Here is a 22,993-nt window from a genome sequence, read left to right as displayed (position 1 = left end):
TCAAGAACCATGCTGGCAGCACGTTGCTTGAACTCGCGGGTATAGGTCTTTCGTTCTTGCATGGAACCTCCTGATTGGGCGAATCATATCGCCCTTAAGAGGTGTCCGGGATCATTAAGCCAGTTCAGCTTGCCCGCGAACACGGGCATAGCCCGTGCCATCCCCAACCCCTCCTGAACAATCGAAAATTCAAACATCACGTATTACCCTGTCCTCTTTTTACCCCCGAGCACAGGCCCCACCTTGACCAGAGACCAACTCGAAACCCGGCAGATCCCGATCTACTTCGCCGCGATACTCGCCGCCATCGCCTTCGGCCTGCTGGCCGCGGACACCGCGCGCCATCTCGAAGCCCTGGTCACACCCGCCATCGCCGTGTTGATGTACGCGATGTTCCTGCAGATTCCCTTCCTCGACCTGCGCCAGAGCTGGGGCAACCGCCGCTTCATCGCCGCACTGCTGCTCGCCAATTTCGTCCTCGTCCCCATGCTGGTGTGGGCGGCCACCCGAGGCCTGGTCGACCACCCGGCCATCCTCATCGGCGCACTGCTGGTGCTGCTGACGCCCTGCATCGACTACGTGGTGGTGTTCACCCACATCGGCAAAGGCGACTCCCGCCTGACTCTCGCTGCCACACCTGTGCTGCTGCTGGTGCAATTGGTGCTGTTGCCGGTTTACCTGGCATTGATACTCGGCGATGACAGCCAGGTAACGATGGCCATTGCCCCGTTCGTGGAAGCCTTCGTGCTGCTGATCGTAGTGCCGCTGAGCCTCGCCGTGCTCACCTCGGCAGGCGCTCGTCGCTCGCGGTTGGTTTCGGGGTGGAACGACGCTTGGGCGTGGATGCCGGTGCCAGCGATGGCAGCGGTGCTGGTGGCGGTGATCGGTTCGCAGATTGGCGTGGTATCACGCGATTTCGGCCGCTTGCTGCCGGTGATTCCGGTGTACATCGGCTTCATGTTGTTGGCCCCGATGCTCGGGGTTGTTTCGGCGCGACTGTTTCGTTTGCCGGTGGCAGAAGCACGCGCCGTGACCTTCAGCGCCGCCACACGCAATTCGCTGGTGGTGTTGCCGCTGGCGCTGGCGCTGCCGGAAGACATGCGCACACTGGCCGCCGCTGCGGTCATCACCCAGACGTTGGTGGAGTTGGTCTTCGAGTTGATCTACGTGCGCGCCGTACCCGCACTACTACGCACGTAACACCACCCCACCACCACAAGCGGCCTTGCGTCGCGAAAGGGCTGCGCAGCAGCCCCAAAATCCCACAGATACCCACCGAGCCTAGCCGCCTTCCCACACTGCTCGGTAGCCTGTTTCTAGCCTACACACCGCTTCACCCGCTTCGTTTTTCATCGCCAGTTTCGCCCTGCAACAGGCTTGTTTTCCCACACTGCTCACTGGCGAGTCGACTGATGATCCGGATCGCCTGATGGATACCCGCCGTGTTTCGGAAACTCAACTGGGGGTTGTGTTCGCACATGAGACTCCAAGTTTTAGTTGGAGCTGCCACGATCCTTCCTACGGGATTGGGTGGCAGCTGTGCATGGGGTAGGAATACCGGGAAACTTGGAAACCCGGCCAGGCCGAAGCCTGCCCACACACAGCCGCCATGACACAGCACGGCTGGCACAAAAAAAGCGCCAGCTGCGGTGCAGGGGGCGCCTAATGCGTGCGCCAAGTTTACCAACGGCTTCCTACGCCCGGTCACGGAATTTGCCGCGACTCGGGAAATTTGTCCCCACAGCTCATACAGAGCAAGGTTCATCGCCGTAGGAAACGTCCTCAAATTTCGTATGAACTAACAGAAGTGCCCGATACCGTCAGGGGAACTGACTCCCAATCTCAGCAATATCAAGCACAACCTGATCGGCTGAATGATCGAACATCGCCTGCTCATGCGCATCCAGCGGCAACTCTATCACCCGCGCAATCCCCTCCTGCGCCAGCACGCAGGGGACGCCCATGGCAATACCGGTTCGCCCGTATTCGCCCTCCAGCACCGCGACCGCTGGCAGAATGCGGTTTCGCCCATGGGCGATAGCATCCACCATCTGCGCAATCGCGACGCCCGGCGCATCGCAGGCACTGCCTATCTTCTTCAACCCGAGAATCTCACCGCCACCCTTGCGCGTGCGCTCCACGATTCGCTCAATCTGCTCATCGGACAGGAAGTGCGACAGCGGCACCGAGCCGATCTGGCAGTAGCGCATGAGCGGCACCATGCTGTCGCCATGCCCGCCCAGCACCAACGCCGTGATATCCCGTGCAGAAAACCCGGTTTGCTCGGCGATGAAACACTTCATCCGCGCCGTATCCAGCACCCCCGCCTGCCCGAAGACCTTGTCGCGCCCTAGCCCGCTGACGCGCCAAGCGCGGTAGGTGAGCACATCGACCGGGTTGGACACCACCAGCACCGTCGCTGTCGGCGCGTGGTGTTTGATATCCGCCATGATGCTGTCGAGGATTGGCAGGTTGGTGCTCAATACATCCTGCCGCGACTGGCCGGGCTTGCGCGGCACGCCCGCCGTGATCACCACCAGCTCGGAACCCTCCAGCATCTCGGCTTTGGCCCCGCCGTGAACATGGGTATCGGAACCTGAATCCACAGCCGCCTGCCAAACGTCCAGCGCCTTGCCCTGCGCCAGTTCACCCTGCACGTCCATCAACACCAACTCACGGCACAACTCATCCCGGGCGATGATCTGCGCCGCCGCCTCGCCGACCAGGCCGGCACCCACAATCGTTAATTTGTTCACCAGACACCTCCCAGCGGCGCGCGCCACCAGGAACACGCCTGCGTATAGAGAGAAGTATTGCCTGCCGGGGCTAAATGGCCACCCAAGACGATGCGACGACCTTCACTTGACAGTATTCCACGCCAGCGCAAATACTTTGGCCAGATTCATATAGATGACCATACAACAAGGTGAATCAACCGATGACTACACTGCCCAAGTGCCCCGTCGCCACACCTCCGCCCGTCGGCCTCAGCGCCACGCCTCCCTGCTGCCCATCTTCCGTTACCAGGCGACCGCCAGTGAGCGGCAGCTAGCGCAAAGCCGCGTTCCCTTCCTCGAAACCGTAGCAGCAGCCCCAACGGCAGCCACCTGGGCATGCCCCGTGGAAACGCCCGTTACGCCTTCAAACCCTGAGTGCAGCCCGAGCGCCAGCCCAACCGAGACTCCTTGAATGACCCCCTTGGATATACAGCTATTACTGACGGCACTGGCCAGTGTTCTGGTGCTGGTGGCGCTCATCGTTTCGCGCCTGAAAATGCACCCGCTACTGGCCTTGCTGGTGGTGTCCATAGGCGTGGGCTTCGCGACGCATATGGCGCCAGGCAGCATCGTCGCCCACCTACTCACCGGCGCCGGCAAGACACTGGGCGCAGTGGGGGTGGTGATTGCGCTGGGTGCGATGCTCGGCAAGATCCTGGCTGACGCTGGCGTCACGGAACAGGTCGCGGATGTCATCCTCAAGCGCACCTCCGACCGCATGATCCCTTGGGCCATGATGCTGGTTGCCTTCGTCATTGGCATCCCCATGTTTTTCGAAGTCGGCCTGGTGATCATGCTGCCGCTGATATTCAGCGTGGCGCGCAAACTGGAAAGCAAGGCGCGCTTCAAAGGCTCGGCGTATGTGTATGTAGGTGTGCCGGTCATTTCGGCGCTTGCCGCCATGCACGGCATGGTACCGCCGCACCCAGGCCCCCTGACCGCCATCGCCGTGCTCAAGACCTCGGTTGGGCCCACCATGCTCTATGGCTTCCTTGCGGCTATGCCGGCAATGATCCTGGGCGGCCCGCTGTATGGCATGTTCATTGCGCCGCGCATGAGCACGCGGCCCGACCAGGCTCTACTCGACCAGTTCACCCTGACTGAAAAAGCCGACGGCCAACCCTGCCCCGGCGTATTGATCGGCATGCTGGCCGCGTTGCTACCGGCGATCCTGATGCTGGTGCACGCGGTCGCCGAGATGGTGCTGCCCAAGGGCAATGCGATTCTGGAAATGGCCAGCTTCCTAGGCAACCCGCTGATCGCCATGTTGCTGGGCGTGCTGTTCGCCGGTGCGAGCCTGGTACTGGCGCGCGGCGGCGACGCAGATCAGCTGCGCGATGCGCTGGGCAAAAGCCTCAAGCCTATCGCCTCCATCATCATGATCATCGCCGGCGGCGGCGCCTTCCAGGAGATGCTGACCAGCGCCAAGGTTGGCGATGCCATTGTGCACCTGACCCAGCAATCTGCCTTCCCTCCCCTGATCCTGGGGTGGCTGATCGCGATGTTGCTCTCGGTGTCTACCGGTTCCGCCACGGTGGGTATCGTCGGGGCTGCCGGCCTGCTGGCGCCGCTTGCAGGTGCAGACCCTAGCCTCAACCTGCCTTTGCTGGCCTTGTCCATCGGCTGCGGTTCGCTGTTCTTCAACTATGCCAACCATGCAGGCTTCTGGATGGTGAAGGAGTCCTTCGGCATGACCATGGGCGAAGCGACCAAGACCATCTCGGTGGTTCAGTCCATCGTGGCAGTGGTTGGCTTGATCGTGGTGTTGGTGTTGAACGCGGCGATTACAGTGGGTTGAACCGGATGCCCGGCGGGAGCTGGCTTGCCGGCGATGGGCTGCATAGCAGCCCCCTGCCGCCTCACAGTTTCTCTGCTACCAGGGCGTAACACATGGGTATCTGCGCCTCTCCCTGCGTGTAGACGTCGTAAAGATCCTCCCGATTGGAATGCGCGTATTCATTGAATGCGCAAAGCCTCAGCCCCGCACCAACGACACCCATGAGCTGATCGCTCAGCCGGTGCACATGCCAGTAAGACTGCTGCCCGTTCGCCTCGCCCTTGCCTTCGTAGACAATGGCGACGGACTCGACCAGCGGCTCGGCCTGGAAGTAGGACGTGCTGATGCGCCAAGGGTCGCTGGCTTCGGGATCGAGCATTTCCAGAAACGGGTGCGTCTCGTATATCACCAACTTCCCGCCCGGTTTCAGCGTCCTGGCAACGTGGCTGAAGAACAGACCGAGGTCGGGCATCCAGTTCACAACACCGATGGTGATCAAGGCGACATCGAAGCGTTCGTTGAGCGTTGCCGGCAACTCGTGAATATCTGCCTCGACGAACTCGGGTGAATACTGGGATCTCTCGGCCAGCTCATGCGCCTGCTTGAGAAATTCCGAAGACTGATCGACACCCATCACTTCCAGTGCGCCGAGGGCAAACAGCGATAGTGCTTCGCGGCCATTGTTGCAGCCCAACTGGATGACGGCCTTTCCCGTCAGGCCTACTTGGTTCAACTGTTCAGTAAGGGTCGAATCGAGGCAGGAAAAGCCCTTGTCCGCCACTGCGTCGGTTAGTCGAGCCCACTCAGCGCTGCGCCGGTGATGGTCGGCGGAGGCATTCCACGCGTCACGGTTGCTGGCGATGACATCCTTGTGCGAAACCATCTTGAACCTCAGCTTTGATTGTTGAGGTGTCTGACATTAGCAGCTGCGCCAGCGCTTGGCTGGCGGCAGCGGTGCCTGCTTCAATCGGCTGGATCACACACGTCGTTGGGATCGATCATCTTGCCGCATTGCTCACTGGCCAGCCGGCTGATGATGCGGATCGCCTGGTGAATACCTGCAGTGTTGCGGAAGCTCAGGTGCGGGTTATGTTCGCACTCGAGCATTTCGTCGTGCTGTACCAAGGCCTCGCCGAGCAACTCTAGGGTCCACGCGTAGCTCTGGATTGTGGATAAGCGTTCGAGGTCAGTCATGGGGCACCTGCTTCGGTGGGCAGGTGGGACGGGATGGATCGTAAATGGGATAGAAACGGTGAGGCTTGGGCGCCGGCGCGGGACGGCGGCGGAGAACGGATGCGAGGATCCTTGATAGCCTTACGATAAGCATGCATGAGGTCCTTTTCGGTTAAAGCACCACGCTGACCGTCGCCAAACGGTTAGGGTGGCAGCTGTACGCAGGTTGGCGAACCGAGGAAAAGGAACCCGGCAGACCCGAAGGTCTCCCACGCACAGCCGCCATTACACGAAACTGCGGACGCAAAAAAAGCGCCTGCAATCGTGATCGGGGCGCCGTTGCGCCTTTTCGTACGGATCGCCAAACCCGGTCGCAGAATTAGTTGCGACCTGGAGAATTTATTCCTCTGAGCCTCATTCCGCAAGTTTCTCCGCCGTCCGAAAGAACATCACGTGCCGTAGGATTGATGCCAAGGTGGCCAGTGGTCACGACGGTAGGTTCATTTGGGCAACAAGCCCACGATGCAGGCCATGTGATAGCATCTGCGATGCCCCAGGAGGGGTAATTATCGACATCCGCAAGGAATAAGCCCTGTGAAAGACTTCGTCATCAGCGTCAACAACACCGTCCTCTACGTCTCCCTGGCCGTGATCTGGCTTTTCGCTTTCATCGCCCTGTTCACCAGCGGGTTCCTACCTGCTTTGGGGATTTTCGTAGTGGGCAGCTTGAGTTGGTGCATCGTTTCGGGCTTCTGGTTTGTCCAGTCGGCCACCTATGAAGAGCTACGCAAGCTTAACGCCAACAAAGGCTGAACCATCAGGGGCGGTGCCGGAAATGCGCCGCCTTTTCTGAACGCTTGGCTTCGTAGCCTTCGTAGTCACATTGAAACAGCTCGCTTCCTCCCGGGCTTCGCGCAAAACAGGGAAGTCATTATCTGGAAAAATTTTGGCTTCCCCCCCCGTAAACGTTAGCCAAAACCGAATCAACAGATAACCACTATCTAAAAACCGCGCAACATTAAGTGGAAAACCTGGTTCCTTTGAGTCAAAAGCACGCAGATGAGCGGGGAAAAAACAGGTACAAAAAAACCCGCACAAGGCGGGTTTCTCTGTGGAGCCAGCAAGCGAGAAATAACCCGCTGGCCAATCTGTATGGTGCGGAGACAGGAATCGAATCGACACGAAAGGCTCTGAATTCAATAGGTATTATTCTTCAGGATACAGCTCTTTATCTCTAATATTATCCTCAGCCTATTTTCAGACTCCCGAGCATCGTGAAAAAAACCGACAAGATGTTGGGAGGTGTTGAGCCATACACTCGCCAAAGTCAGCCTATGGCTCTTCTGGAAGATGGCAGCTATCCACCCATACCGGACTTCACGGATGCCTGCTTTCAGCCAAAAGGGGCCAGTCGAAGGTATCCTGGAAATCAGGGGCAATTCATTCTGGTGAAGTCGTTGAGGCCAAGGGCGGCAACCAAAAAATACGAACAGACTGGAAAGCCCAGTCCGAGGCACAGGAAGTCGAGAGCTGGCTGGCTCAGTGCGACCTTCGAGTGCAAACGAAGGGCTCCTCACGGGGCCTTTTTATGCAACAGTGGCAGCAGGGAGCTAGATAGTCGAAATGACACATAAAGTTTTGGATTGGCGCAACCGACGCGCCTGGTTACAACACGTCCGGTCATACGCAAAGCCTTTGCTGACGCCGAGTCTGGCAAAGGTGTTGGAGCAGTGCAGCCCTCAGTGCTGGTCGGACGTCATGGACTGGCTCCCGAATCACGATGACCTGGTACCAGAGTTCTGTGATCGGATGTCCGCGTTCTATACCCATTTCAAAGCATTTCACGGCTGCCGACCTGAGTCGCTTTCGAGCTACTACGAACATGGGCTTCGGGGACAGAACGCCGACTCTATAATTAAGAAATTTCGACAGCTTTTTGCGGATCTACCACCGACCAGTCTCGACCAGGCCATCGAGAAGATGAAGCACCGTGAGTCAAGTGAACGGGGCAAGATTTGGCTGTCCGTGGATGACCGCCAGATGGTAAGGGAATTCGGTCACTACATCATCAACGGCAGCGAATACCTCCTGGCACTGGCAGCGAAGCTGGGCGGGGGACGTTACGACGAGGATTACAGGCTCCGGCTGCGGACAATTGGCATTCCGACCGTACTGGAAGTGGATGTTCCGATCGAGCTCATTACACCTGCACAGAAGCTGGATGTAGCGAAAATTATCCTGTCGGAATGGGGGCAGCTTCGAACAAAACGCCCTTTGGGCATATCGTCGTCACCGAGCTACGTGGTTCGCTCAGACATTCCTGCAGAGTGCATCAAAGCGCACTACCATCCGGCAAAAATTCGGGACTTCCATCACGACATCCCTACCTATATCAACAAGGCTGTGCGATGTGATCACTGCCCGCCAGCCCCCGAGCCTGCCTAGACCGGGACCCCAATCCGCTCACAGATCCTGGCCCCAGTACCCTGGCAGGATTTCAGAGCCTACTTAGCTGAGTAGGCCTGATCGTGAAGGAACACGATAGCTGAGGCCGTCAGGTTCATCGCATACCTAGCGATATGCTCAGGCACAACCTTCGCATTTTCTCCTGCGCCATGGGCTGAACTCAGCTTGTTGCGAAGCGTGCCCACAAGCATCAGCGGTGTCTCCCAAAAGCCCTCCATCTGTGTCTGAGCCATGATGGTTCTCAAAAGTTTTCCAGTGCTATCGCCCTCGCTGTAGCCGAAACGCTTCTGGCCGCAGATCACTTTCATGACGCTCTCATAACTGGCGTTGCACTTGGTGATACAGTCACCGAATTTCAGGTGCCTGTAGTCCTCAAGCGCGGCCATGAACTCGGTGTTGGCGTAGCGAAATGCGGGCTGCCGGAGCAACTCAAGTGCTGGCTCAATTGCCGTTTCATGGATCACCTGGCTGTCCTTGGGGATCACCTTTGATTCTTCGAGAAGCCTTATTGTCTGGCTACCGCGAAAATCCTCGCCCTGCCAAGGCTCCCAGACCTGCTTGGTGACAAAGTAAGGCAGGTCATCGACGCTCAAGAACTCGTTCAGTCGAGTCACGACGTCCTCTTGCCGCCCGCCCAAGCACATATGTGCGTCTGACTGCAGGATGTACTCCACTGCATCGAGAAAGTGGGCATCGCTGCACGTGGTAAGGAAATGCAAAGTATCGTCCTGAGGAGACTGGCCCTGACGTTGGCTCAAAGAGACTCGGCCCACCAAGTAGGTCAGTTTTCCATGAAGGTGCTCAAGAGCCGGAAGAAGGCTCCCACCACCAGCGTCGCGCAGCAGCATGAGCGTCCGTTGCCTGAACCCTGGCGTCAGCGGCTTTCTGACTGCTGCCTGGTTTTCCTTCCTGCGGGAAAAAACGTTGAAAATGTTCCCTATCACATCATCTTCCTGTTACTAGTTAACTGAAGAACGTACTTCTCGCCCGGTAGCCGTACCTCAAAGGCAATTAGGTCAGCCAGGAATCACGCGACGGATGCAGCACCGTCCACCGACCGCCGCTACGCGATCAACTGAACTCCCATCCACCTGGCTCTCATCGCGGCGGTCACTTCACGATAAGCGTCTCTTTCCCTGTCTCAGGATCACGAGACCACTTAATGTCACAAGGGTCGTCATTCCCGACCTGGCAAAATAACGAAATTACCTCGTCGATACTGATGAAGTAGAGGCATTTATCTTTGTCGAGATCTGAGCTGAAGAATGCACCGATCAGTCCGCCACCCTCCGACATACAGGGAGCGAATACGAAGCTATGAATGATCCGCCCGCACACAAACATCACGTCTCGCCCTTCCTGGCCGGCCTTGGAGAGGTCGTAGAGCTCATCTAGGCGATGGTTGTTACGCCATGTCACCCGCTTCAGGTTTGGGTGCTTATGAAGAGGGATAGAACGGTGGCGGATCTTGTCGGTGATCTTGGCAGGAGCCTCTAGGAGCTTCCTGACCGAGTAGAAGCCAATAAAAATGTCGCGCTCGACCTGAGCAAGCTCTTCATCAGACAGTGCACTGGACGTTTTGAGGTGCTCAAGACGATCTGCCATCTCTAGCAGCGGTTGTTTCCAATACCAGCTCTCCCAGATCATCTTGTGAGCCTTCTTAAGTCACTTCGATTTCTTGATCAAATAGCTGCTGACCGAGGCGCATAGGCCAACTACGAGCTCTGCGTCTTCGAAAGAAGGCTCACGCCATTCCTGGATGTGCCGCCCGAACTCCGAGGCATACGCCCAGGTTTTGATGACAGCCTGATCCAATGGCGCTGGGATCAGTGCTCGGGAATCATTCATGATCTTCCCGAGGGTCGCTTGTTGGTCGCCAGTGACCTGCCGAGCGACGCACTCCAGCGAAGCCATGGCATGCTGTATCGCCCCTGTCGGGTCTGGAGACGGTCGGCGTGAGAGATCAGCAATCGCCTGGTGCAATTCCTTGCTGGCCGTGACGTGCCCATGTTGATGCTCTGTTTCTTTCGCCGAGGTCAAAACCTGCTCAAAGGATTCAGAGCCACGCATTTCAATGCGGCCACCCAGCAGTTTCCAGCCGATGCCGTGCTCGATGAAGAACTCGTTCAGCTCAGTCGCAAAATGCTCGTACACGTCGCCGTCGTAATTGCGGTTGCCGAAGTAATCATCGAGCCGCTCAATGACGTCATACACCTTGAACCACTTGCACTGCTCAAGCCGCTGAACGTTTTCCTCGTGAATATTGGGCCTCTCACTCCAGTTCTGTTTGTCGGGCAAGACCTTCAATGTCTGGCAGATGATTTGGCGCAGTTCTGAGGGCTTGAGACCACAGTCGTAGCTCATTTGAATCAGGTATTCCCGCAGTGCTTGCGGTGCATCTTCTCGTACGGTGATTTCGGCTTCATCGACCTGCGAGAAACCGTGACGCCTTGAAAACGAATCCTTCATCCTGACTCTCCGCCTCACCTAGGCAACTGGCAAATCGCCATAGCGATCCGGCTCGATAATGCCTGACATTCTGGGCTTGGGATAGGGAAAGAGAATCGACGCTCGACCTGACCTGAAGACTGCGCATTCAGTTCCGTCAAACGGGTCGTAGCAGCCGGCCCGGAGGCCGTGGGTGACCACCATGCCTCCTGCGCGCGCCTAGGCGATCAGGCAGTTGGCCAGGCTGTTCGCTCGGTCGATATCCTGCAGGCGCCTGAGCAGCGCCGCCTCATAAGCCGCCGGCAATAACAGCCTGGCCGGCAGGTCGATGCCGTTACGCATAACGCTCGCCCGCGTCACCGTGCAAGCCGACGGCCACAGCCTCGAAATAGTCGCCGGTTGCGGAAATTTCCTGCACCGCACCTTCCAGCACCGTGCCGTCCGGCAGCGCGACCACCGCGCTGGTCAGGTCAACGCCCATGGGCAGGTCCACGCCAAGGTAGCGACCGACCAGCTCCCGAGTTCCACTATGGGCCTCGGTCATTAAAGGCTGACTTACAGGCTCGCTATTGGCTAAACCCCAGGCGCATAAGGCAACACTCCTTCGTGCAGGCTTGTTTCCATTGACGCCAGATGACACAGCGAAGTTTGTGCCTGCCTCTGGCTAACACTTCCCCTTGCCGGGTGTGTAGAGGGCTTCCACCTCCAAGTCACCAACGAGGCCACCACAGCCAAGCTGGTTGCACTAACGCGCAACGCGCCATGCCTGGCGCACCACAAAAAGGCCCCGCATCTGTCGATACGGGAGCCTTGAGTGAACATAAATCATCTTATCGACAGGATCCCGGCAGCGGGACTCACCCGATCGGCTTCGGATCGACGGGTGCACCGTCCTGCGTCCAGCCCAGGGTATGCAGCGGCCACGGCGAGCCATCTTCGGTAGTACCCGGCGTGGTTCAAGCAGACCCCGCTGGCTTGTAAGAACCAACTAAATCCTATCAATTCACTCAACTATTAAAGTTGACAAGTGGACATTTCTTAATCAGTACGAACTATTTATGACAAGCGCAGCGGAATTAAGTTGCGCGAGTTATCAGTTTTTGTAAGAATGACTATAGGTACGTGCCTTCACGTACCTGACTAATCGCCCGGCGAACGTTCACCGGGCAATTAATTAATCAGCCTAAGAGGCATGAGTGATGAAAACCCTACTGCAATTCCTAATCCAATATGAGGTGCCTAATGGCCAAGACGCAGAACGCTACACCCGAAACCGCCGCTAAAACCCCGCTGAAAATCGAGTTCCACCCCCAGCGCGCTTTCAAAGAGCTGGAGAAGGTCCCCGAACGCCACCGCGAACGGTTCGTCAACAGCTTGTACCTGATGATGAACCACCTCGACCCCGCGTGCGATGTGAAGCACCTGGGTGAGTCGCTGGGGCACGGCACGTACGAGCTGATCATCAATGGCAGCCCGGCGTGGCGCGTGATCTACACCACCACAGTGAAAGGCAAGATCGTGGTGCTGCACGCGACCGAGAAGACCACCAACGGAAGCGATCGCCAAATCGCCAACGTGGTGAGAGAACGCTTGAAGACCTTGCGCCAGGCGGACGCAAAGGAGAAGAAGCAACAGTAATAAGGCTACTTTCAGGCGATGGCTTTTACAGCATCGCCTTTTTTAGTGTCATGCGCAGGGGCTGCTCGGGCTGGTCCGGCACGAAGTCCGTTTCCAGCTTGTATCCGATGCGCACGAGCATTTCTAGTAGTGTATCGATGGAGAATTTCTCCAGATAACCCTTGAATAGGTTGCTCATGCGTGGCGCGCTAACGTGCAGCTCCCTGGCTGCGTCAGCTTGTGACCACCCTTTTTGCCTGATCAATGCGATTAACGACATGAACAACTGAGTTTTCAGGTGCTTCATGTTGTATTCAACTGGATCGGTTGTGAATAGTTCGAATAGGTTCTGATTCATAGCTTGACGTCCCTCTGCGAGGCGGAGGTTACGAACGTGTAATGATACGGGAAGCACTACGCTTCACTAACGGGAAAACCGATGATCCCTATGGGGCATGCATCCGGCTTTGAAGCCTACAGAAAAGAGGTTATCAGTTTTTGTAACCAATGCAAGCGTTTACTCCGATCTTTTCCACCACCTATCGGGTTGATGTTTCGGTGGACCACTACAGATTGTGGTTCGCTTCGGTCATAGCAGGGCTTCTTCTTCATCTTTACCAACCTCTCCTTCGGCGCCTGCAAACACGATCCTAAGCTCGTTGATTTGGCCGTGTAGCTTCCCATATCGATAGCGTCGCACACCTGGCTGAACGTTGGCCCGTCCCAGATCCCCGTTCGGAGCGGCGCCACTTAACGAATTCCTGCCACCGATCACAGTGTGCCTTCACCGTGCCGTAGTGACCGCCGCCGAACATGTCTTCCAGCGCCTGCGGACCTGCGTAGCTCAATCGCCTGCCATAGCCGAAATTACGGCCATCGCGTCTACCCACCAATGCCATGTCGAATCACCTCATCTACCGTTCTCCAATCCTCGCCCCACGTCATCCCGCCAAGAATGCTGAGTGTTTTCAGGGATCAAGGCCCCTGCGACCTGTGGGGAATGTCCACTACGCGGGACTGGCGGCTCCTTACATCCGGGAGCAAGGGCATCTCATGATCAGGCCTCCTGAACACCGTTGCCGGTGGGCGGGTGGAGGCAGTGCTGGCTGACTAAACCAGCGCCTGAAGATCCTGAGCCGGGTGAACGCAGCACTGCGATGACCGGGGCATGCCTGACTGTCAGTCAGGTGCAGTCCATTCCTTGGTCTGCGGCACCATCATCTACATGGCTGTTGCTGGTGAAATCGGCGTTTGTCAGGCCGATTGTCACGAGGGGGATTGCCGCAAAGCCATGTGCGATCAGGGCTGCAGCAGTGGTAGAAGTGCCCGTCTCTTTCCAGAGAAAGAGACGGGCACAGGTTGGCGCAAAAGTCGGCCAAGCGGATAGGTTGCTGCAGGGCAGCTGGGTACGGTGTATTGGCGCACGAGCGCCGTATGTGTAAGAGCATCCATCACATGGGTAGTGACCGGGCGAGCTGCCGGATGCGAATCGCCCTTGGGGAAAACCACCGCGGGAGCGGCGTGACCTTGAAGGCTCGGGTCACCTGGGGTGCTGTCAACGACAGCCTTTGCACTGTCTTTTCTACGCCCGCAATCCGAGAGGGTCAAGCGACTCGCCCGCAGGATTCTGTGGTTGAAAATGGCATTGGGCGTGTACGGAATCCCGTGGTTTCCAGTAGCCGATTGGGTGCTTTTGATTTTTTAGGTGAGGTCCATCCAAACAGGGCGGCTTTGCAGCCCTGTTTGGATGGACCCGTATGGAAAACGGATCACCGAAGCTTCAAAGCCGTGCGCTCACTCGACCGCGCCACACCTTGCTCTTAGGCTAGAAACGTTTGCCCCGGCCTGATTCGCGAACTCATGCGGCGAGATATGCTCCTGCCGGTTTGCTTCGAGGTAACGGCTCCACCAACTCATGATCATTCGCCGTTCCTCCAGGAACTCAGCCTTGTGGATATACGCCGCCCGAACGTTGTTGCGCTCCCTGTGGCTCATCTGCCGCTCAATAGCCGTCTCTGACCACAGCCCGGATTCGACCAAAGCACTGCACGCCATGGAGCGAAAGCCATGCCCGCAGATTTCGGTCTTGGTGTCGTAGCCCATGTTCCGCAAAGCGCTATTGACCGTGTTCTCGGACATAGGCTTCCACGAGCGAGCGTCACTGGTGAACACCAGATCGAAGTACCCCGTGATCGCGTGAATCTGTTCGAGCAACGCCACCGCTTGCGGTGACAGAGGGACCAGATGGATGTCGCCCGCCATCTTCGTCCCTCTGGTCGAATACGGAACGCCGTCCAACGCGGGCCGCGTGTCAGGTATCTCCCAGATACCCCGCTTCAGGTCGAACTCACTCCAGCGCGCGAAGCGCAATTCGCTGGAGCGGACGAACACATGCAGCGAGAGCATGACGGTCAGCCGAGTGAGCGTGCGTCCCTTGTAGTGCTCGATGCGGTCCATCAACTCGGGCAAACGAGAGAGCGGGAGTGCAGGCCGGTGCGTAACCCGTGGCGCGCTGATGAAGCCCTCAAGGTCATATGCAGGGTTCACCGTGATCAGCCGCAGCCGCTTCGCCTCACGCATGATGCTCTGAAGGTAGTTTTGTACCCTCAACGCCACATCAATCGTGCCGCGTTTTTTGATCTCTTCCAACGGCTGCATGAGGTCGAAGGTATCCAGATCAACAATGGCGCGTGCGCCGAGCAGCGGGAATACGTGAGTCTTCAAACGACTCAGCACGGTCCTCGAATGGCCAGGCGCCCACTTCACGGACATTTCCTTATGCCAGTCCAAAGCAACGCGTTCGAATGTGTGGCCTCTGACAACCGCCTCGGCCTTGGCCTGCTGCTTGGACGCAATCGGATCAACGCCTTCAGCCAGCATCCGCTTAGTCTCCAGACGCTTCTGCCGAGCATCTGCGAGGCCGATAACGGGATAGTTGCCAAACGAGGTCAGCCCCTCCCGCCCATCCGGTTTCACATACCGGAAGCGCCAGCCTTTGCGGCCATTGGGGTAAACGAGGAGGTAAAGACCGTCGCCATCGAAAAGCTTGTAGGGGCGGTCAGTAGGTTTGGCCGAACGGCAGGCGGTGTCGGTCAAGGGAGCAGTAGTACGAGCCATAAGGGTAAACCCCTTTATCGAATCGACTTTATCCCAAACGTTACCCCTAAATCGGCTGGCAGCTGTCGGAATCCGACGGAACGCCATAACGAAAAAACCCGCCAGAAGGCGGGTTTTACGGGGGTTCCAGAGATTTTTCTGGCCTTCGCTGGAACCTGAACTGGTGCCGGAGACAGGAATCGAACCTGCGACCTTCGCGTTACGAGTGCGCTGCTCTACCGACTGAGCTACACCGGCGTGTAGCGCAACGTACCACTGCCGCACCCGTTACGCAAACCCCTGTTTCGCTTGCTTATTGCCCTACCCTCACGCCCCTTTGCAACCGCTCGGGGCCAGGTCTTCTTCGATCGTGGTGGTGCAGCTCCAGCCGGTTGCCGAACGGGTGAGGGTTACGGCTTTGCCGACCACGTTGGCGGGGGCGTCGACCAGGGTGCAGACGATGCTGCCGGTGCCGCTGGCCGCTGTGCCTTGGGCAGTGATCGCGCAGTGGGTGGTCGCGGGTTGGCCGCCGAGGACCGCTACATCCGCCACGTCCTTGCCTTCGTTCAAGCGCAGGTCCATCGCTGTCTTCAGCGCGGTAATTTCCAGCAAACCGGCAGCCGCTTTGGTGCGTGACTGGTGGTTGGTGTACATCGGTATGGCGATGGTCGCCAGGATGCCGATGATCGCGACGACGATCATCAGTTCGATCAGGGTGATACCGCGTTGCCCTTTCATGAACGGTTCCTTTTTCACACGTATTCGTTGAGGTCGCTTCGACCCCGGCTGGCAGCGGCGCAGTAGGCCTGAACAGACACCTTTTGTCACCCCTGCCCGTCAGGGCGTCATCATCGCTGAACTACTCTAGTGAGCATCAGCAACGCGCGCCCCTTCATGGGCACGGCAAGCTGTTTCCAGGCTTGTCGCACGGGCAAAAAAGGACCTTTGCATGAACCCTTCGAAACACCTCTATGCCTGGCACGGCACCGATGCCAATGGCGCGGCGGTCAGCGGGCAGGTGGCTGGGCGTAGCCCGGCTTATGTACGTGCAGGCTTGCAGCGCCAGGGCATACGGGTTGCCGGGTTGCGGCCTGCCCGCGGGATGGCGTGGCGGCTACCCACAGTGCGCGAGAAGAGCGACCCTGCAGGTTTCAGCCGGCAGTTGGCGACGTTGCTCAAGGCCGGTGTGCCGTTGCTGCAGGCGTTCGACGTGATGGGGCGCAGTGGTTGCAGCGCTGGGCAGGCGGCGTTGCTGGCGCGATTGAAACAGGATGTGGCGGCGGGCCTGGGGCTGGCGGATGCGTTGCAGCGCCATCCGCTGTGGTTTGATGGGTTGTACTGCAACCTGGTGCGGGTGGGGGAGCAGTCGGGCACGCTGGACCGGCAGCTTGAACAGCTGGCGGGCATGCTGGAGCAGGGGCAGGCGCTGCGCAAGCGGGTGCGCAAGGCGATGCTTTATCCCCTGCTGCTGTTGCTGACCGGGTTGGGGGTGTCGGCGATCTTGTTGCTGGAAGTGATCCCGCGCTTTCAAAGCTTGTTTGCGGGGTTTGATGCGGCATTGCCCGCGTTCACTCAATGGGTCATCGACTTGTCCACAGGGCTGGGTCGGCATGCGCCAGCTTTGTTGATAACTGCCATTGTGCTGGTTTTGGGTGTGCGGGAGCTTTATCGGAAGCATGAACCTGCGCGCCTGTGGATATCTTGCCAGGTGTTGCGTTTGCCGGTGTTCGGCAAGCTGCTGGGGCAGGCAGCGTTGGCACGTTTTGCCCGTAGCCTGGCCACAGCGTACGCCGCCGGGGTGCCGTTGCTCGATGCGTTGGGTACGGTAGCGAAGGCCAGTGGTAGCGACTTGCACGAGCAGGCCATTGTGCGGCTGCGCCAGGGCATGGCCAATGGGCAGGGGCTTAACCAGGCGATGGCGGTGGAGCCGTTGTTTCCGCCGTTGCTGGTGCAGCTGACGGCCATCGGCGAATCGAGCGGTACACTGGACCAGATGCTGGAAAAATCCGCCAGCCATTACGAGGAACAGGTCAGCCAGGCGCTGGACCAGTTGACCAGCCTGCTGGAGCCGGCCATCGTGCTGATCCTGGGCTTGCTGGTTGGTGGCCTGGTGGTGGCGATGTACCTGCCGATCTTCCAGTTGGGTAGTTTGATCTGAACATGAATTCATGGACTTTGCTGGCCGAGCAGCCGGCGTACTTCACCGCCTTGGCGGCAGTGCTTGGTTTGTTGTTTGGCAGCTTCATCAATGTGGTGGTGTACCGCCTGCCAATCATGCTGGAGCGCCAATGGCAGCGTGAGGCCCAAGAGGTACTGGGCCTGCCAACCACCGAGCACGAGCGTTTTGACCTGTGCTTGCCCGCTTCCCGTTGCCCGCACTGCGGCCACGCGATTCGCGCCTGGGAGAATATCCCGGTGTTGAGTTACCTGGCGCTGCGCGGGCGCTGCTCGGCTTGCAAGCAGCCGATCAGCGCGCGTTACCCACTGGTGGAATTGGCCTGTGCGCTGTTGTCGGTGGCCGTTGCCTGGCATTCGGGGCCGGGGATGGCAGCCATGGCGCTGCTGCTGTTCACCTGGAGCCTGCTGGCGCTGAGCCTGATCGACCACGATCAGCAGCTGTTGCCCGATGTGTTGGTGCTGCCGATGCTCTGGCTGGGCTTGATCGTCAATGCCTTCGACACGGTGGTGCCTTTAGCCCATGCCATCTGGGGGGCAGTCGCCGGGTATCTCAGCCTGTGGGCAGTTTATTGGGTGTTCAAACTGATCACCGGCAAGGAAGGCATGGGCTATGGCGACTTCAAGCTGCTGGCGCTGATCGGTGCCTGGGGCGGCTGGCAGGTGGTGCCGCTGACCTTGATGCTGTCATCAGTGGTCGGCGCGGTTGTCGGCGTGTGTTTGTTGAGGCTGCGCAAGCATTCGGTCGGCACCGCCATACCTTTTGGCCCTTATCTGGCCATTGCGGGGTGGATTGCTGTGCTCTGGGGTGATGAAATATACGCCTCATACCTGCAACTGCTTGGATACTGATGACCACTGCGGCCTTCACCCCCTGGATTCTCGGCCTTACCGGCGGCATCGGCAGCGGCAAGAGTGCCGCCGCCGAGCGCTTTGTCGAGCTTGGCGTGCACCTGGTCGATGCCGACCAGGCGGCGCGCTGGGTTGTAGAGCCGGGCCGCCCGGCGCTGGCAAGCATCGTCGAGCGCTTTGGCGCTGGCGTATTGCAGGAAGACGGCCAGCTCGATCGCGCGGCGTTGCGCCAGCTGATCTTTGCCGACCCGGCCCAGCGCAAATGGCTGGAACAACTGCTGCACCCGCTGATCGGGCAGGAGATTTTCAGCTACTTGGCCAAGGCCGAATCGCCCTATGCGGTGTATGTGTCGCCGCTGCTGATCGAGTCTGGCCAGTATCAGAAAACCCAGCGTGTGCTGGTGATCGATGCACCGCAGGCGCTGCAGGTGGCGCGCACTCTGCTGCGTGACAACACCAGTGCCGAGCAGGTGCAGGCGATTCTCAAGGCTCAGTTGGCCCGCGATGAACGTTTGCGCCACGCCGATGATGTGGTGGTCAACGACAGTGACCTTGCCACGCTGCATGCGCAGATCGACCGACTGCACCACTTTTACCTGACTTTACGAGGAGGCCAGCCATGAGCCAGCCATTGACCGTCGACTGCCCGACCTGTGGCGCACCTGTGGAATGGAGCGAGAAGAGCGCGTTCCGGCCGTTCTGTTCTGACCGTTGCAAATTGATCGATCTGGGGGCGTGGGCGGCAGAGGAGCACAAGATTGCGGGGTCGGAAGAATCCGAAGATGAGCTGTATTCGGGGGATCTGGAGCCGCGGCATTGAGTTGAGTGCGTTTGGGCCTGCTTTGCAGGCCATCGCCGGCAAGCCAGCTCCTACAAGGGCTGGTGCAACGATTACGGCTAGCGCGGTACTTGTGGGAGCCGGCTTGCCGGCGATGAGGCCGACACAAATTACCGCTCATCATCCTTCCACGGCGCCTGCAAATACCGTGTGCGATTGAAGGTTTCCAGCCATTCCGGGCTGAACACCACCAGGGCACTGATCACCATGCCGTTGATAAACGCCTCCGGGAACATCATCAGCCACAGGTAGCCGACAAAGTCGCTGAGCCACTCCGGCATGGCGAAACGCCCATCGAGCCACAGCAACCCTAACCCGGCCAGCAGGCACACCAGCACGGTCAGTGCCGCGGGAAAGAAGCCCGAGCAGAAGATGTAGACGAACAGGTTACGCGGCTGCGCGCGTTCAACCAGGATCGCGCACACTTCGGTGATCAGCACCGGCAGGCCGATCAGCAGCATGCCGTTGACCCCAAGGGCTGCGAGGTCTTGCCGCCCAAGCGCCAGCAAACCGAGCTGGGCGAGAAAGCCGCCGAGTACCGCCAGTGGCCAGTCCAGCAGCAAGGTCACGGCGGTCATGCCGATGAAGTGGTACGACACGCCGGTGTCAAAATCGCGCCTGACCAGCCACAACGCAAACAGGCAGAACACCGTGCCGAACAGCAGGTGCTGCCGGCGGCTGTCGGCAAACAGTTCCACCCAGCGAGTACGGCTAACCGCCCACAGCAATAAAGGGACATAACCCAGCCAACCCAGTGTGAGGCTGGTGCTGGACAAGACGTGCGCGCTGATCACCTGACGAATGCCCCTGGCTACCCTGTGGACATACCTGAGTCTACACCCATTGGAAAACAGCATCTTATCGTCATGGTTTAGCGTCTAAGCTTGTGTGCATGGATGACTCAGACTACCTGCGCCTGCTCACCATCCAGGCCGAACAAGCCAACGCCTTCCTCTCCAATGCACGCAAATGGGAGCGGGAGCGTTGGGTATGCCAGCGCCTGCTGCAGGGGCTGAACATCCCCTATCGCGGCGAAGAATTTACCCCGGCCGGCCAGGAGCCGCCGGATGTGCTGTTTCGCGATGCGTCGTTCGAGGTGTTTTTCGTGCTCGATGAAGGCCGCCGCCTCAATGATGAGTGGCGTGAAGAGCTGCAGCGTCGGCGCAGTGCCTTTTCCCTGGCTCAGCTGGTGCGCCGCGAGGCCCGGCCCAGGCGCATCGCCGCCACCGAATTGCTGGCGCGGCTGGCGCCGACCTTGCGCAAGAAGGCACACAACTACCGGGAACGCGGGCTGGACCTGAGCGAGCTGGACATCATTGCCTTCGCCAGCCTCAAGCGCGAAGTGCTCGACCTCAATACCCACTTCCCGCCGCCCACCGAATACCTGCGCCAGGGCTGGCGCTCGCTGTCGCTGGTGGGGCCGACCTTTGCCCGGGTGCTGTTCGCCCACCCCGACGCGCCGGATTTCTTGCGCGGCAACCTGGGGCGTAGCATCGTTTTCGACGTGGGCATCAGTCTTTGATCCAGTGCCGAGAGTCTTTGCGATGGCGTACACTCGGCGCCAGGGATAGAAAGCTTTATCATTTGTCTCAAGTACTTGCCCGAACCCTGTAGCGTTCGCGCAGTCACATACGTCTACCTGACGAGGCCCTGCCATGACCAGCCGACTGAACCCGGAAGATCAGCGTCGTGTCGATGAGTACCTGCAAGCCCCTCAGCACCAAGTCGAGCGCAAGCCCTTCCGGCCGTGGCTGCTCCTTGTGCTGGTGCTGGCGGTGACCATCGGGTTGGGCCTCATCAGCCGCCTGTTGAGTGGACTGGTGCTATGAGCTGCCCCGCGCTCGCCCTCCCCTCATGCAGTTTGCGGCCGGCCCCCAGGGCCACGAATTCCGTAAACCTTATGAGATATCCCCATGACTCATCGCATCGTGATTGTCGGCGGCGGCGCCGGCGGCCTGGAACTGGCGACCCGCCTGGGTAAAACCCTGGGCAAGCGCAAGCAGGCCGAGATTACCCTGGTCGACGCCAACCTCACGCACATCTGGAAGCCACTGCTGCATGAAGTGGCCGCCGGCTCGCTCAACTCCTCGGAAGACGAACTGAACTACGTGGCCCAGGCCAAGTGGAACCACTTCAACTTCCAGCTGGGGCGCATGAGCGGCCTGGACCGTGAAGGCAAGCAGATTCAACTGGCTGCCACCCTCGACGAAGAGGGCCGCGAGCTGGTGCCTGCGCGCACCCTGCGCTACGACACCCTGGTAATCGCCGTGGGCAGCAATACCAACGACTTCGGCACCTTGGGCGCGGCGCAGCACTGCCTGTTCCTGGACACCCGCAAGCAGGCCGAGCGCTTCCACCAGCAGCTGCTCAACCACTACCTGCGCGCCCACGCGGGCGACCAGGCCAGTGAAAAGATCAGCGTGGCCATCGTCGGCGCCGGTGCCACCGGTGTCGAGCTGGCGGCAGAGCTGCACCACGCCGCCCACGAGCTGGCTGCCTATGGCCTGGACCGCATCCAGCCCAAAGACATGCACATCACCGTGATCGAAGCGGGCCCGCGGGTGCTGCCGGCACTGCCGGAGCGCATCAGTGTGCCGGTGCACAAGACGCTGGAAAAACTCGGCGTGACGGTGATGACCAACGCCTCGGTCAGCGAAGTGACCGCGGATGGCCTGAAAACCGCCAATGGCGACGTGATCCAGGCGAGCCTGAAGGTGTGGGCGGCCGGTATTCGTGCGCCGGGCTTCCTCAAGGACATCGATGGCCTGGAAACCAACCGCATCAACCAGCTTGTCGTGCGCCCTACCCTGCAGACCACCCGCGACGATGACATCTTTGCCTTCGGCGACTGCGCCGCCTGCCCGCAACCAGGCAGTGACCGCAACGTGCCGCCACGCGCCCAGGCGGCGCACCAGCAAGCGGAAATGTTGGCCAAGAGCCTGAAGGCGCGCCTCGAGAACAAGCCGCTGCCCACTTACGCCTACAAGGACTACGGGTCGTTGGTGTCGCTGTCGCGCTTCTCGGCGGTGGGTAACCTGATGGGTAACCTGATGGGCAGCGTGAAGCTTGAGGGCTGGCTGGCGCGGATGTTCTATGTGTCGCTGTACCGCATGCACCAGATGGCGCTGTATGGGTTCTTCCGTACGGCGATGATGATGCTGGGTAGCAAGATTGGCCGGGGCACTGAGCCGCGGCTTAAGCTGCACTGATTGTTAAAAGCCCAGCTCAGTGAGCTGGGCTTTTTTTTGGGTGTGGCAACTGTGGCAGCTTACTGATGTGGGAGCGGGCTGCGGACTCCGTGGTTTTTTCGAGACAAAAGAAAAAGGGCATCTCTGTCGAGATGCCCTCTTTACATGGTGGGTCGTGTAGGATTCGAACCTACGACCAATTGGTTAAAAGCCAACTGCTCTACCAACTGAGCTAACGACCCTGAAAATGGTCGGGGTGAGGGGATTCGAACTCCTGACATCCTGCTCCCAAAGCAGGCGCGCTACCGGACTGCGCTACACCCCGAGATTGGCTCCGCGACCTGGACTCGAACCAGGGACCCAATGATTAACAGTCATTTGCTCTACCGACTGAGCTATCGCGGAACTGAACTTCGGTACATCTTTACTGCTTCGAAGTCTGTGTTAGCTTCGATCTCTTCAGCTTCTTGGCTTTCGCTTTGTCGCTGCTGAGGCCGGCTATTCTACATTCTTCGTTTTGCTTGTCAACCACTTTTTTTCATTCAACTTACTGATTTCTAAGTTGTTTTGCTAACACCGATGTTCC

General features: G+C 58.9%; 24 protein-coding genes, 4 tRNA genes and 1 pseudogene. 12 read left to right on the top strand and 17 right to left on the bottom strand.

Going from position 1 to position 22,993, the window contains the following annotated elements:
* The first annotated feature begins 243 nt into the window (after positions 1-243).
* Complete coding sequence (locus ABEH27_RS23835) at positions 244-1,200, top strand: arsenic resistance protein (protein WP_346615922.1); 957 nt, start codon at positions 244-246, stop codon at positions 1,198-1,200.
* Positions 1,201-1,820: 620 nt separating this feature from the next.
* On the opposite strand, the gene ABEH27_RS23830 is transcribed toward ABEH27_RS23835, so the two are convergent.
* The gene (locus tag ABEH27_RS23830; RefSeq protein WP_346615921.1) at positions 1,821-2,756 is read right to left on the bottom strand and encodes a malate dehydrogenase; all 936 of its coding nucleotides are present in this window, start codon (positions 2,754-2,756) and stop codon (positions 1,821-1,823) included.
* A 433-nt stretch (positions 2,757-3,189) separates the two neighbouring features.
* Here ABEH27_RS23830 and ABEH27_RS23825 point away from each other — a divergent pair, with 433 nt between their 5' ends.
* Entirely contained in the window at positions 3,190-4,575 is a 1,386-nt protein-coding gene (locus tag ABEH27_RS23825) for a gluconate:H+ symporter (protein ID WP_346615920.1), read from the top strand.
* Between the two features lie 61 nt (positions 4,576-4,636).
* Here ABEH27_RS23825 and ABEH27_RS23820 read toward each other — a convergent pair whose 3' ends face one another.
* Positions 4,637-5,437, bottom strand: a complete 801-nt coding sequence (locus ABEH27_RS23820) for a class I SAM-dependent methyltransferase (protein WP_346615919.1) — start codon at positions 5,435-5,437, stop codon at positions 4,637-4,639.
* Positions 5,438-5,517: 80 nt separating this feature from the next.
* The gene (locus tag ABEH27_RS23815; RefSeq protein ID WP_346615918.1) at positions 5,518-5,748 is read right to left on the bottom strand and encodes a hypothetical protein; all 231 of its coding nucleotides are present in this window, start codon (positions 5,746-5,748) and stop codon (positions 5,518-5,520) included.
* Positions 5,749-6,321: 573 nt separating this feature from the next.
* Here ABEH27_RS23815 and ABEH27_RS23810 point away from each other — a divergent pair.
* Together ABEH27_RS23810 and ABEH27_RS23805 are read left to right on the top strand one after the other, a co-directional pair.
* On the top strand, positions 6,322-6,540 hold the full coding sequence (locus ABEH27_RS23810) for a hypothetical protein (RefSeq protein WP_346615917.1): 219 nt from the start codon (positions 6,322-6,324) through the stop codon (positions 6,538-6,540).
* A gap of 945 nt (positions 6,541-7,485) precedes the next feature.
* Positions 7,486-8,172: a hypothetical protein gene (locus ABEH27_RS23805; RefSeq protein WP_346615916.1), complete on the top strand. Its 687-nt coding sequence runs from the start codon at positions 7,486-7,488 to the stop codon at positions 8,170-8,172.
* Between the two features lie 59 nt (positions 8,173-8,231).
* Here the strand turns inward: ABEH27_RS23805 and ABEH27_RS23800 are convergent, their stop codons facing one another.
* The 6 genes and pseudogenes from ABEH27_RS23800 to ABEH27_RS23775 all read right to left on the bottom strand — a co-directional run.
* On the bottom strand, positions 8,232-9,041 hold the full coding sequence (locus ABEH27_RS23800) for an abortive infection family protein (RefSeq protein WP_346615915.1): 810 nt from the start codon (positions 9,039-9,041) through the stop codon (positions 8,232-8,234).
* A 262-nt stretch (positions 9,042-9,303) separates the two neighbouring features.
* Complete coding sequence (locus ABEH27_RS23795; RefSeq protein WP_346615914.1) at positions 9,304-9,840, bottom strand: hypothetical protein; 537 nt, start codon at positions 9,838-9,840, stop codon at positions 9,304-9,306.
* Positions 9,841-9,858: 18 nt separating this feature from the next.
* A complete protein-coding gene (locus tag ABEH27_RS23790) occupies positions 9,859-10,662 on the bottom strand; it encodes a hypothetical protein (protein ID WP_346615913.1) in 804 nt (267 codons plus the stop codon).
* Between the two features lie 198 nt (positions 10,663-10,860).
* A complete protein-coding gene (locus tag ABEH27_RS23785; RefSeq protein WP_346615912.1) occupies positions 10,861-10,983 on the bottom strand; it encodes a hypothetical protein in 123 nt (40 codons plus the stop codon).
* Positions 10,976-11,185 carry a hypothetical protein gene (locus ABEH27_RS23780; RefSeq protein ID WP_346615911.1) on the bottom strand — a complete coding sequence of 70 codons (210 nt, stop codon included), beginning with the start codon at positions 11,183-11,185 and terminating at the stop codon, positions 10,976-10,978. The genes ABEH27_RS23785 and ABEH27_RS23780 overlap by 8 nt, the downstream gene beginning before the upstream one ends.
* Positions 11,169-11,297 (bottom strand): annotated as a pseudogene (locus ABEH27_RS23775) (maturase); the annotation flags it as partial. The pseudogene ABEH27_RS23775 and the gene ABEH27_RS23780, both read right to left, overlap by 17 nt.
* Before the next feature lie 586 nt (positions 11,298-11,883).
* Here ABEH27_RS23775 and ABEH27_RS23770 point away from each other — a divergent pair.
* Positions 11,884-12,279, top strand: a complete 396-nt coding sequence (locus ABEH27_RS23770; RefSeq protein ID WP_346615910.1) for a type II toxin-antitoxin system RelE/ParE family toxin — start codon at positions 11,884-11,886, stop codon at positions 12,277-12,279.
* A 25-nt stretch (positions 12,280-12,304) separates the two neighbouring features.
* On the opposite strand, the gene ABEH27_RS23765 is transcribed toward ABEH27_RS23770, so the two are convergent.
* From ABEH27_RS23765 to ABEH27_RS23750, 4 genes are all read right to left on the bottom strand, one after another.
* On the bottom strand, positions 12,305-12,565 hold the full coding sequence (locus tag ABEH27_RS23765) for an XRE family transcriptional regulator (protein ID WP_346615909.1): 261 nt from the start codon (positions 12,563-12,565) through the stop codon (positions 12,305-12,307).
* Between the two features lie 1,487 nt (positions 12,566-14,052).
* Positions 14,053-15,375, bottom strand: coding sequence for an integrase arm-type DNA-binding domain-containing protein (locus ABEH27_RS23760; RefSeq protein ID WP_346615908.1), 1,323 nt, complete (start codon positions 15,373-15,375; stop codon positions 14,053-14,055).
* Between the two features lie 161 nt (positions 15,376-15,536).
* Positions 15,537-15,612 (bottom strand) — tRNA-Thr (locus ABEH27_RS23755).
* A 69-nt stretch (positions 15,613-15,681) separates the two neighbouring features.
* Positions 15,682-16,092: a pilin gene (locus tag ABEH27_RS23750; RefSeq protein WP_346615907.1), complete on the bottom strand. Its 411-nt coding sequence runs from the start codon at positions 16,090-16,092 to the stop codon at positions 15,682-15,684.
* Positions 16,093-16,303: 211 nt separating this feature from the next.
* On the opposite strand from ABEH27_RS23750, the gene ABEH27_RS23745 reads away from it, so the two are divergent.
* Genes ABEH27_RS23745 through yacG form a run of 4 tightly spaced genes read left to right on the top strand, consistent with a single transcriptional unit; the run spans position 16,304 to position 19,201 of the window.
* A complete protein-coding gene (locus ABEH27_RS23745; protein ID WP_346615906.1) occupies positions 16,304-17,512 on the top strand; it encodes a type II secretion system F family protein in 1,209 nt (402 codons plus the stop codon).
* A gap of 2 nt (positions 17,513-17,514) precedes the next feature.
* On the top strand, positions 17,515-18,381 hold the full coding sequence (locus ABEH27_RS23740; protein WP_346615905.1) for an A24 family peptidase: 867 nt from the start codon (positions 17,515-17,517) through the stop codon (positions 18,379-18,381).
* Positions 18,381-19,004 carry a dephospho-CoA kinase gene (gene coaE, locus ABEH27_RS23735; RefSeq protein WP_346615904.1) on the top strand — a complete coding sequence of 208 codons (624 nt, stop codon included), beginning with the start codon at positions 18,381-18,383 and terminating at the stop codon, positions 19,002-19,004. The genes ABEH27_RS23740 and coaE overlap by 1 nt, the downstream gene beginning before the upstream one ends.
* Positions 19,001-19,201, top strand: a complete 201-nt coding sequence (yacG, locus tag ABEH27_RS23730; RefSeq protein WP_252826628.1) for a DNA gyrase inhibitor YacG — start codon at positions 19,001-19,003, stop codon at positions 19,199-19,201. Before coaE ends, yacG begins: the two co-directional genes overlap by 4 nt.
* A gap of 128 nt (positions 19,202-19,329) precedes the next feature.
* Here yacG and ABEH27_RS23725 read toward each other — a convergent pair whose 3' ends face one another.
* On the bottom strand, positions 19,330-20,076 hold the full coding sequence (locus tag ABEH27_RS23725) for an energy-coupling factor ABC transporter permease (protein ID WP_346615903.1): 747 nt from the start codon (positions 20,074-20,076) through the stop codon (positions 19,330-19,332).
* A 35-nt stretch (positions 20,077-20,111) separates the two neighbouring features.
* On the opposite strand from ABEH27_RS23725, the gene ABEH27_RS23720 reads away from it, so the two are divergent.
* The 3 genes from ABEH27_RS23720 (at position 20,112) to ABEH27_RS23710 (ending at position 22,428) form a co-directional block, all read left to right on the top strand.
* Entirely contained in the window at positions 20,112-20,741 is a 630-nt protein-coding gene (locus ABEH27_RS23720) for a DUF1780 domain-containing protein (protein WP_346615902.1), read from the top strand.
* A gap of 133 nt (positions 20,742-20,874) precedes the next feature.
* The gene (locus ABEH27_RS23715; RefSeq protein WP_346615901.1) at positions 20,875-21,048 is read left to right on the top strand and encodes a DUF3094 domain-containing protein; all 174 of its coding nucleotides are present in this window, start codon (positions 20,875-20,877) and stop codon (positions 21,046-21,048) included.
* A gap of 84 nt (positions 21,049-21,132) precedes the next feature.
* Positions 21,133-22,428 (top strand): NAD(P)/FAD-dependent oxidoreductase, encoded by a 1,296-nt coding sequence (locus tag ABEH27_RS23710; RefSeq protein ID WP_346615900.1) that lies wholly within the window; start codon positions 21,133-21,135, stop codon positions 22,426-22,428.
* A gap of 145 nt (positions 22,429-22,573) precedes the next feature.
* On the opposite strand, the gene ABEH27_RS23705 is transcribed toward ABEH27_RS23710, so the two are convergent.
* From ABEH27_RS23705 to ABEH27_RS23695, 3 genes are all read right to left on the bottom strand, one after another.
* Positions 22,574-22,649 (bottom strand) — tRNA-Lys (locus ABEH27_RS23705).
* Between the two features lie 6 nt (positions 22,650-22,655).
* Positions 22,656-22,732: transfer RNA gene (locus ABEH27_RS23700), tRNA-Pro, on the bottom strand.
* Positions 22,733-22,736: 4 nt separating this feature from the next.
* A tRNA-Asn gene (locus ABEH27_RS23695) sits at positions 22,737-22,812 on the bottom strand.
* Between the last annotated feature and the right edge of the window lie 181 nt (positions 22,813-22,993).

Origin of the sequence: Pseudomonas sp. P39-UII1 (assembly GCF_039672635.1) — a bacterium.
Classification (GTDB): domain Bacteria; phylum Pseudomonadota; class Gammaproteobacteria; order Pseudomonadales; family Pseudomonadaceae; genus Aquipseudomonas.
This window is presented reverse-complemented; position numbering and strand designations above follow the sequence as displayed.

Excerpts from the sequence above, each read along its gene's own strand:
- ABEH27_RS23825 (WP_346615920.1), top strand. The coding sequence starts at position 3,190 with ATGACCCCCTTGGATATACAGCTATTACTGACGGCACTGGCCAGTGTT.
- ABEH27_RS23820 (WP_346615919.1), bottom strand. The coding sequence starts at position 5,437 with ATGGTTTCGCACAAGGATGTCATCGCCAGCAACCGTGACGCGTGGAAT.
- ABEH27_RS23815 (WP_346615918.1), bottom strand. The coding sequence starts at position 5,748 with ATGACTGACCTCGAACGCTTATCCACAATCCAGAGCTACGCGTGGACC.
- ABEH27_RS23805 (WP_346615916.1), top strand. The coding sequence starts at position 7,486 with ATGGACTGGCTCCCGAATCACGATGACCTGGTACCAGAGTTCTGTGAT.
- ABEH27_RS23800 (WP_346615915.1), bottom strand. The coding sequence starts at position 9,041 with ATGCTGCTGCGCGACGCTGGTGGTGGGAGCCTTCTTCCGGCTCTTGAG.
- ABEH27_RS23795 (WP_346615914.1), bottom strand. The coding sequence starts at position 9,840 with ATGATCTGGGAGAGCTGGTATTGGAAACAACCGCTGCTAGAGATGGCA.
- ABEH27_RS23790 (WP_346615913.1), bottom strand. The coding sequence starts at position 10,662 with ATGAAGGATTCGTTTTCAAGGCGTCACGGTTTCTCGCAGGTCGATGAA.
- ABEH27_RS23785 (WP_346615912.1), bottom strand. The coding sequence starts at position 10,983 with ATGCGTAACGGCATCGACCTGCCGGCCAGGCTGTTATTGCCGGCGGCT.
- ABEH27_RS23780 (WP_346615911.1), bottom strand. The coding sequence starts at position 11,185 with ATGACCGAGGCCCATAGTGGAACTCGGGAGCTGGTCGGTCGCTACCTT.
- ABEH27_RS23770 (WP_346615910.1), top strand. The coding sequence starts at position 11,884 with ATGGCCAAGACGCAGAACGCTACACCCGAAACCGCCGCTAAAACCCCG.
- ABEH27_RS23765 (WP_346615909.1), bottom strand. The coding sequence starts at position 12,565 with ATGAAGCACCTGAAAACTCAGTTGTTCATGTCGTTAATCGCATTGATC.
- ABEH27_RS23760 (WP_346615908.1), bottom strand. The coding sequence starts at position 15,375 with ATGGCTCGTACTACTGCTCCCTTGACCGACACCGCCTGCCGTTCGGCC.
- ABEH27_RS23750 (WP_346615907.1), bottom strand. The coding sequence starts at position 16,092 with ATGAAAGGGCAACGCGGTATCACCCTGATCGAACTGATGATCGTCGTC.
- ABEH27_RS23745 (WP_346615906.1), top strand. The coding sequence starts at position 16,304 with ATGAACCCTTCGAAACACCTCTATGCCTGGCACGGCACCGATGCCAAT.
- ABEH27_RS23740 (WP_346615905.1), top strand. The coding sequence starts at position 17,515 with ATGAATTCATGGACTTTGCTGGCCGAGCAGCCGGCGTACTTCACCGCC.
- coaE (WP_346615904.1), top strand. The coding sequence starts at position 18,381 with ATGACCACTGCGGCCTTCACCCCCTGGATTCTCGGCCTTACCGGCGGC.
- yacG (WP_252826628.1), top strand. The coding sequence starts at position 19,001 with ATGAGCCAGCCATTGACCGTCGACTGCCCGACCTGTGGCGCACCTGTG.
- ABEH27_RS23725 (WP_346615903.1), bottom strand. The coding sequence starts at position 20,076 with ATGCTGTTTTCCAATGGGTGTAGACTCAGGTATGTCCACAGGGTAGCC.
- ABEH27_RS23720 (WP_346615902.1), top strand. The coding sequence starts at position 20,112 with ATGGATGACTCAGACTACCTGCGCCTGCTCACCATCCAGGCCGAACAA.
- ABEH27_RS23715 (WP_346615901.1), top strand. The coding sequence starts at position 20,875 with ATGACCAGCCGACTGAACCCGGAAGATCAGCGTCGTGTCGATGAGTAC.
- ABEH27_RS23710 (WP_346615900.1), top strand. The coding sequence starts at position 21,133 with ATGACTCATCGCATCGTGATTGTCGGCGGCGGCGCCGGCGGCCTGGAA.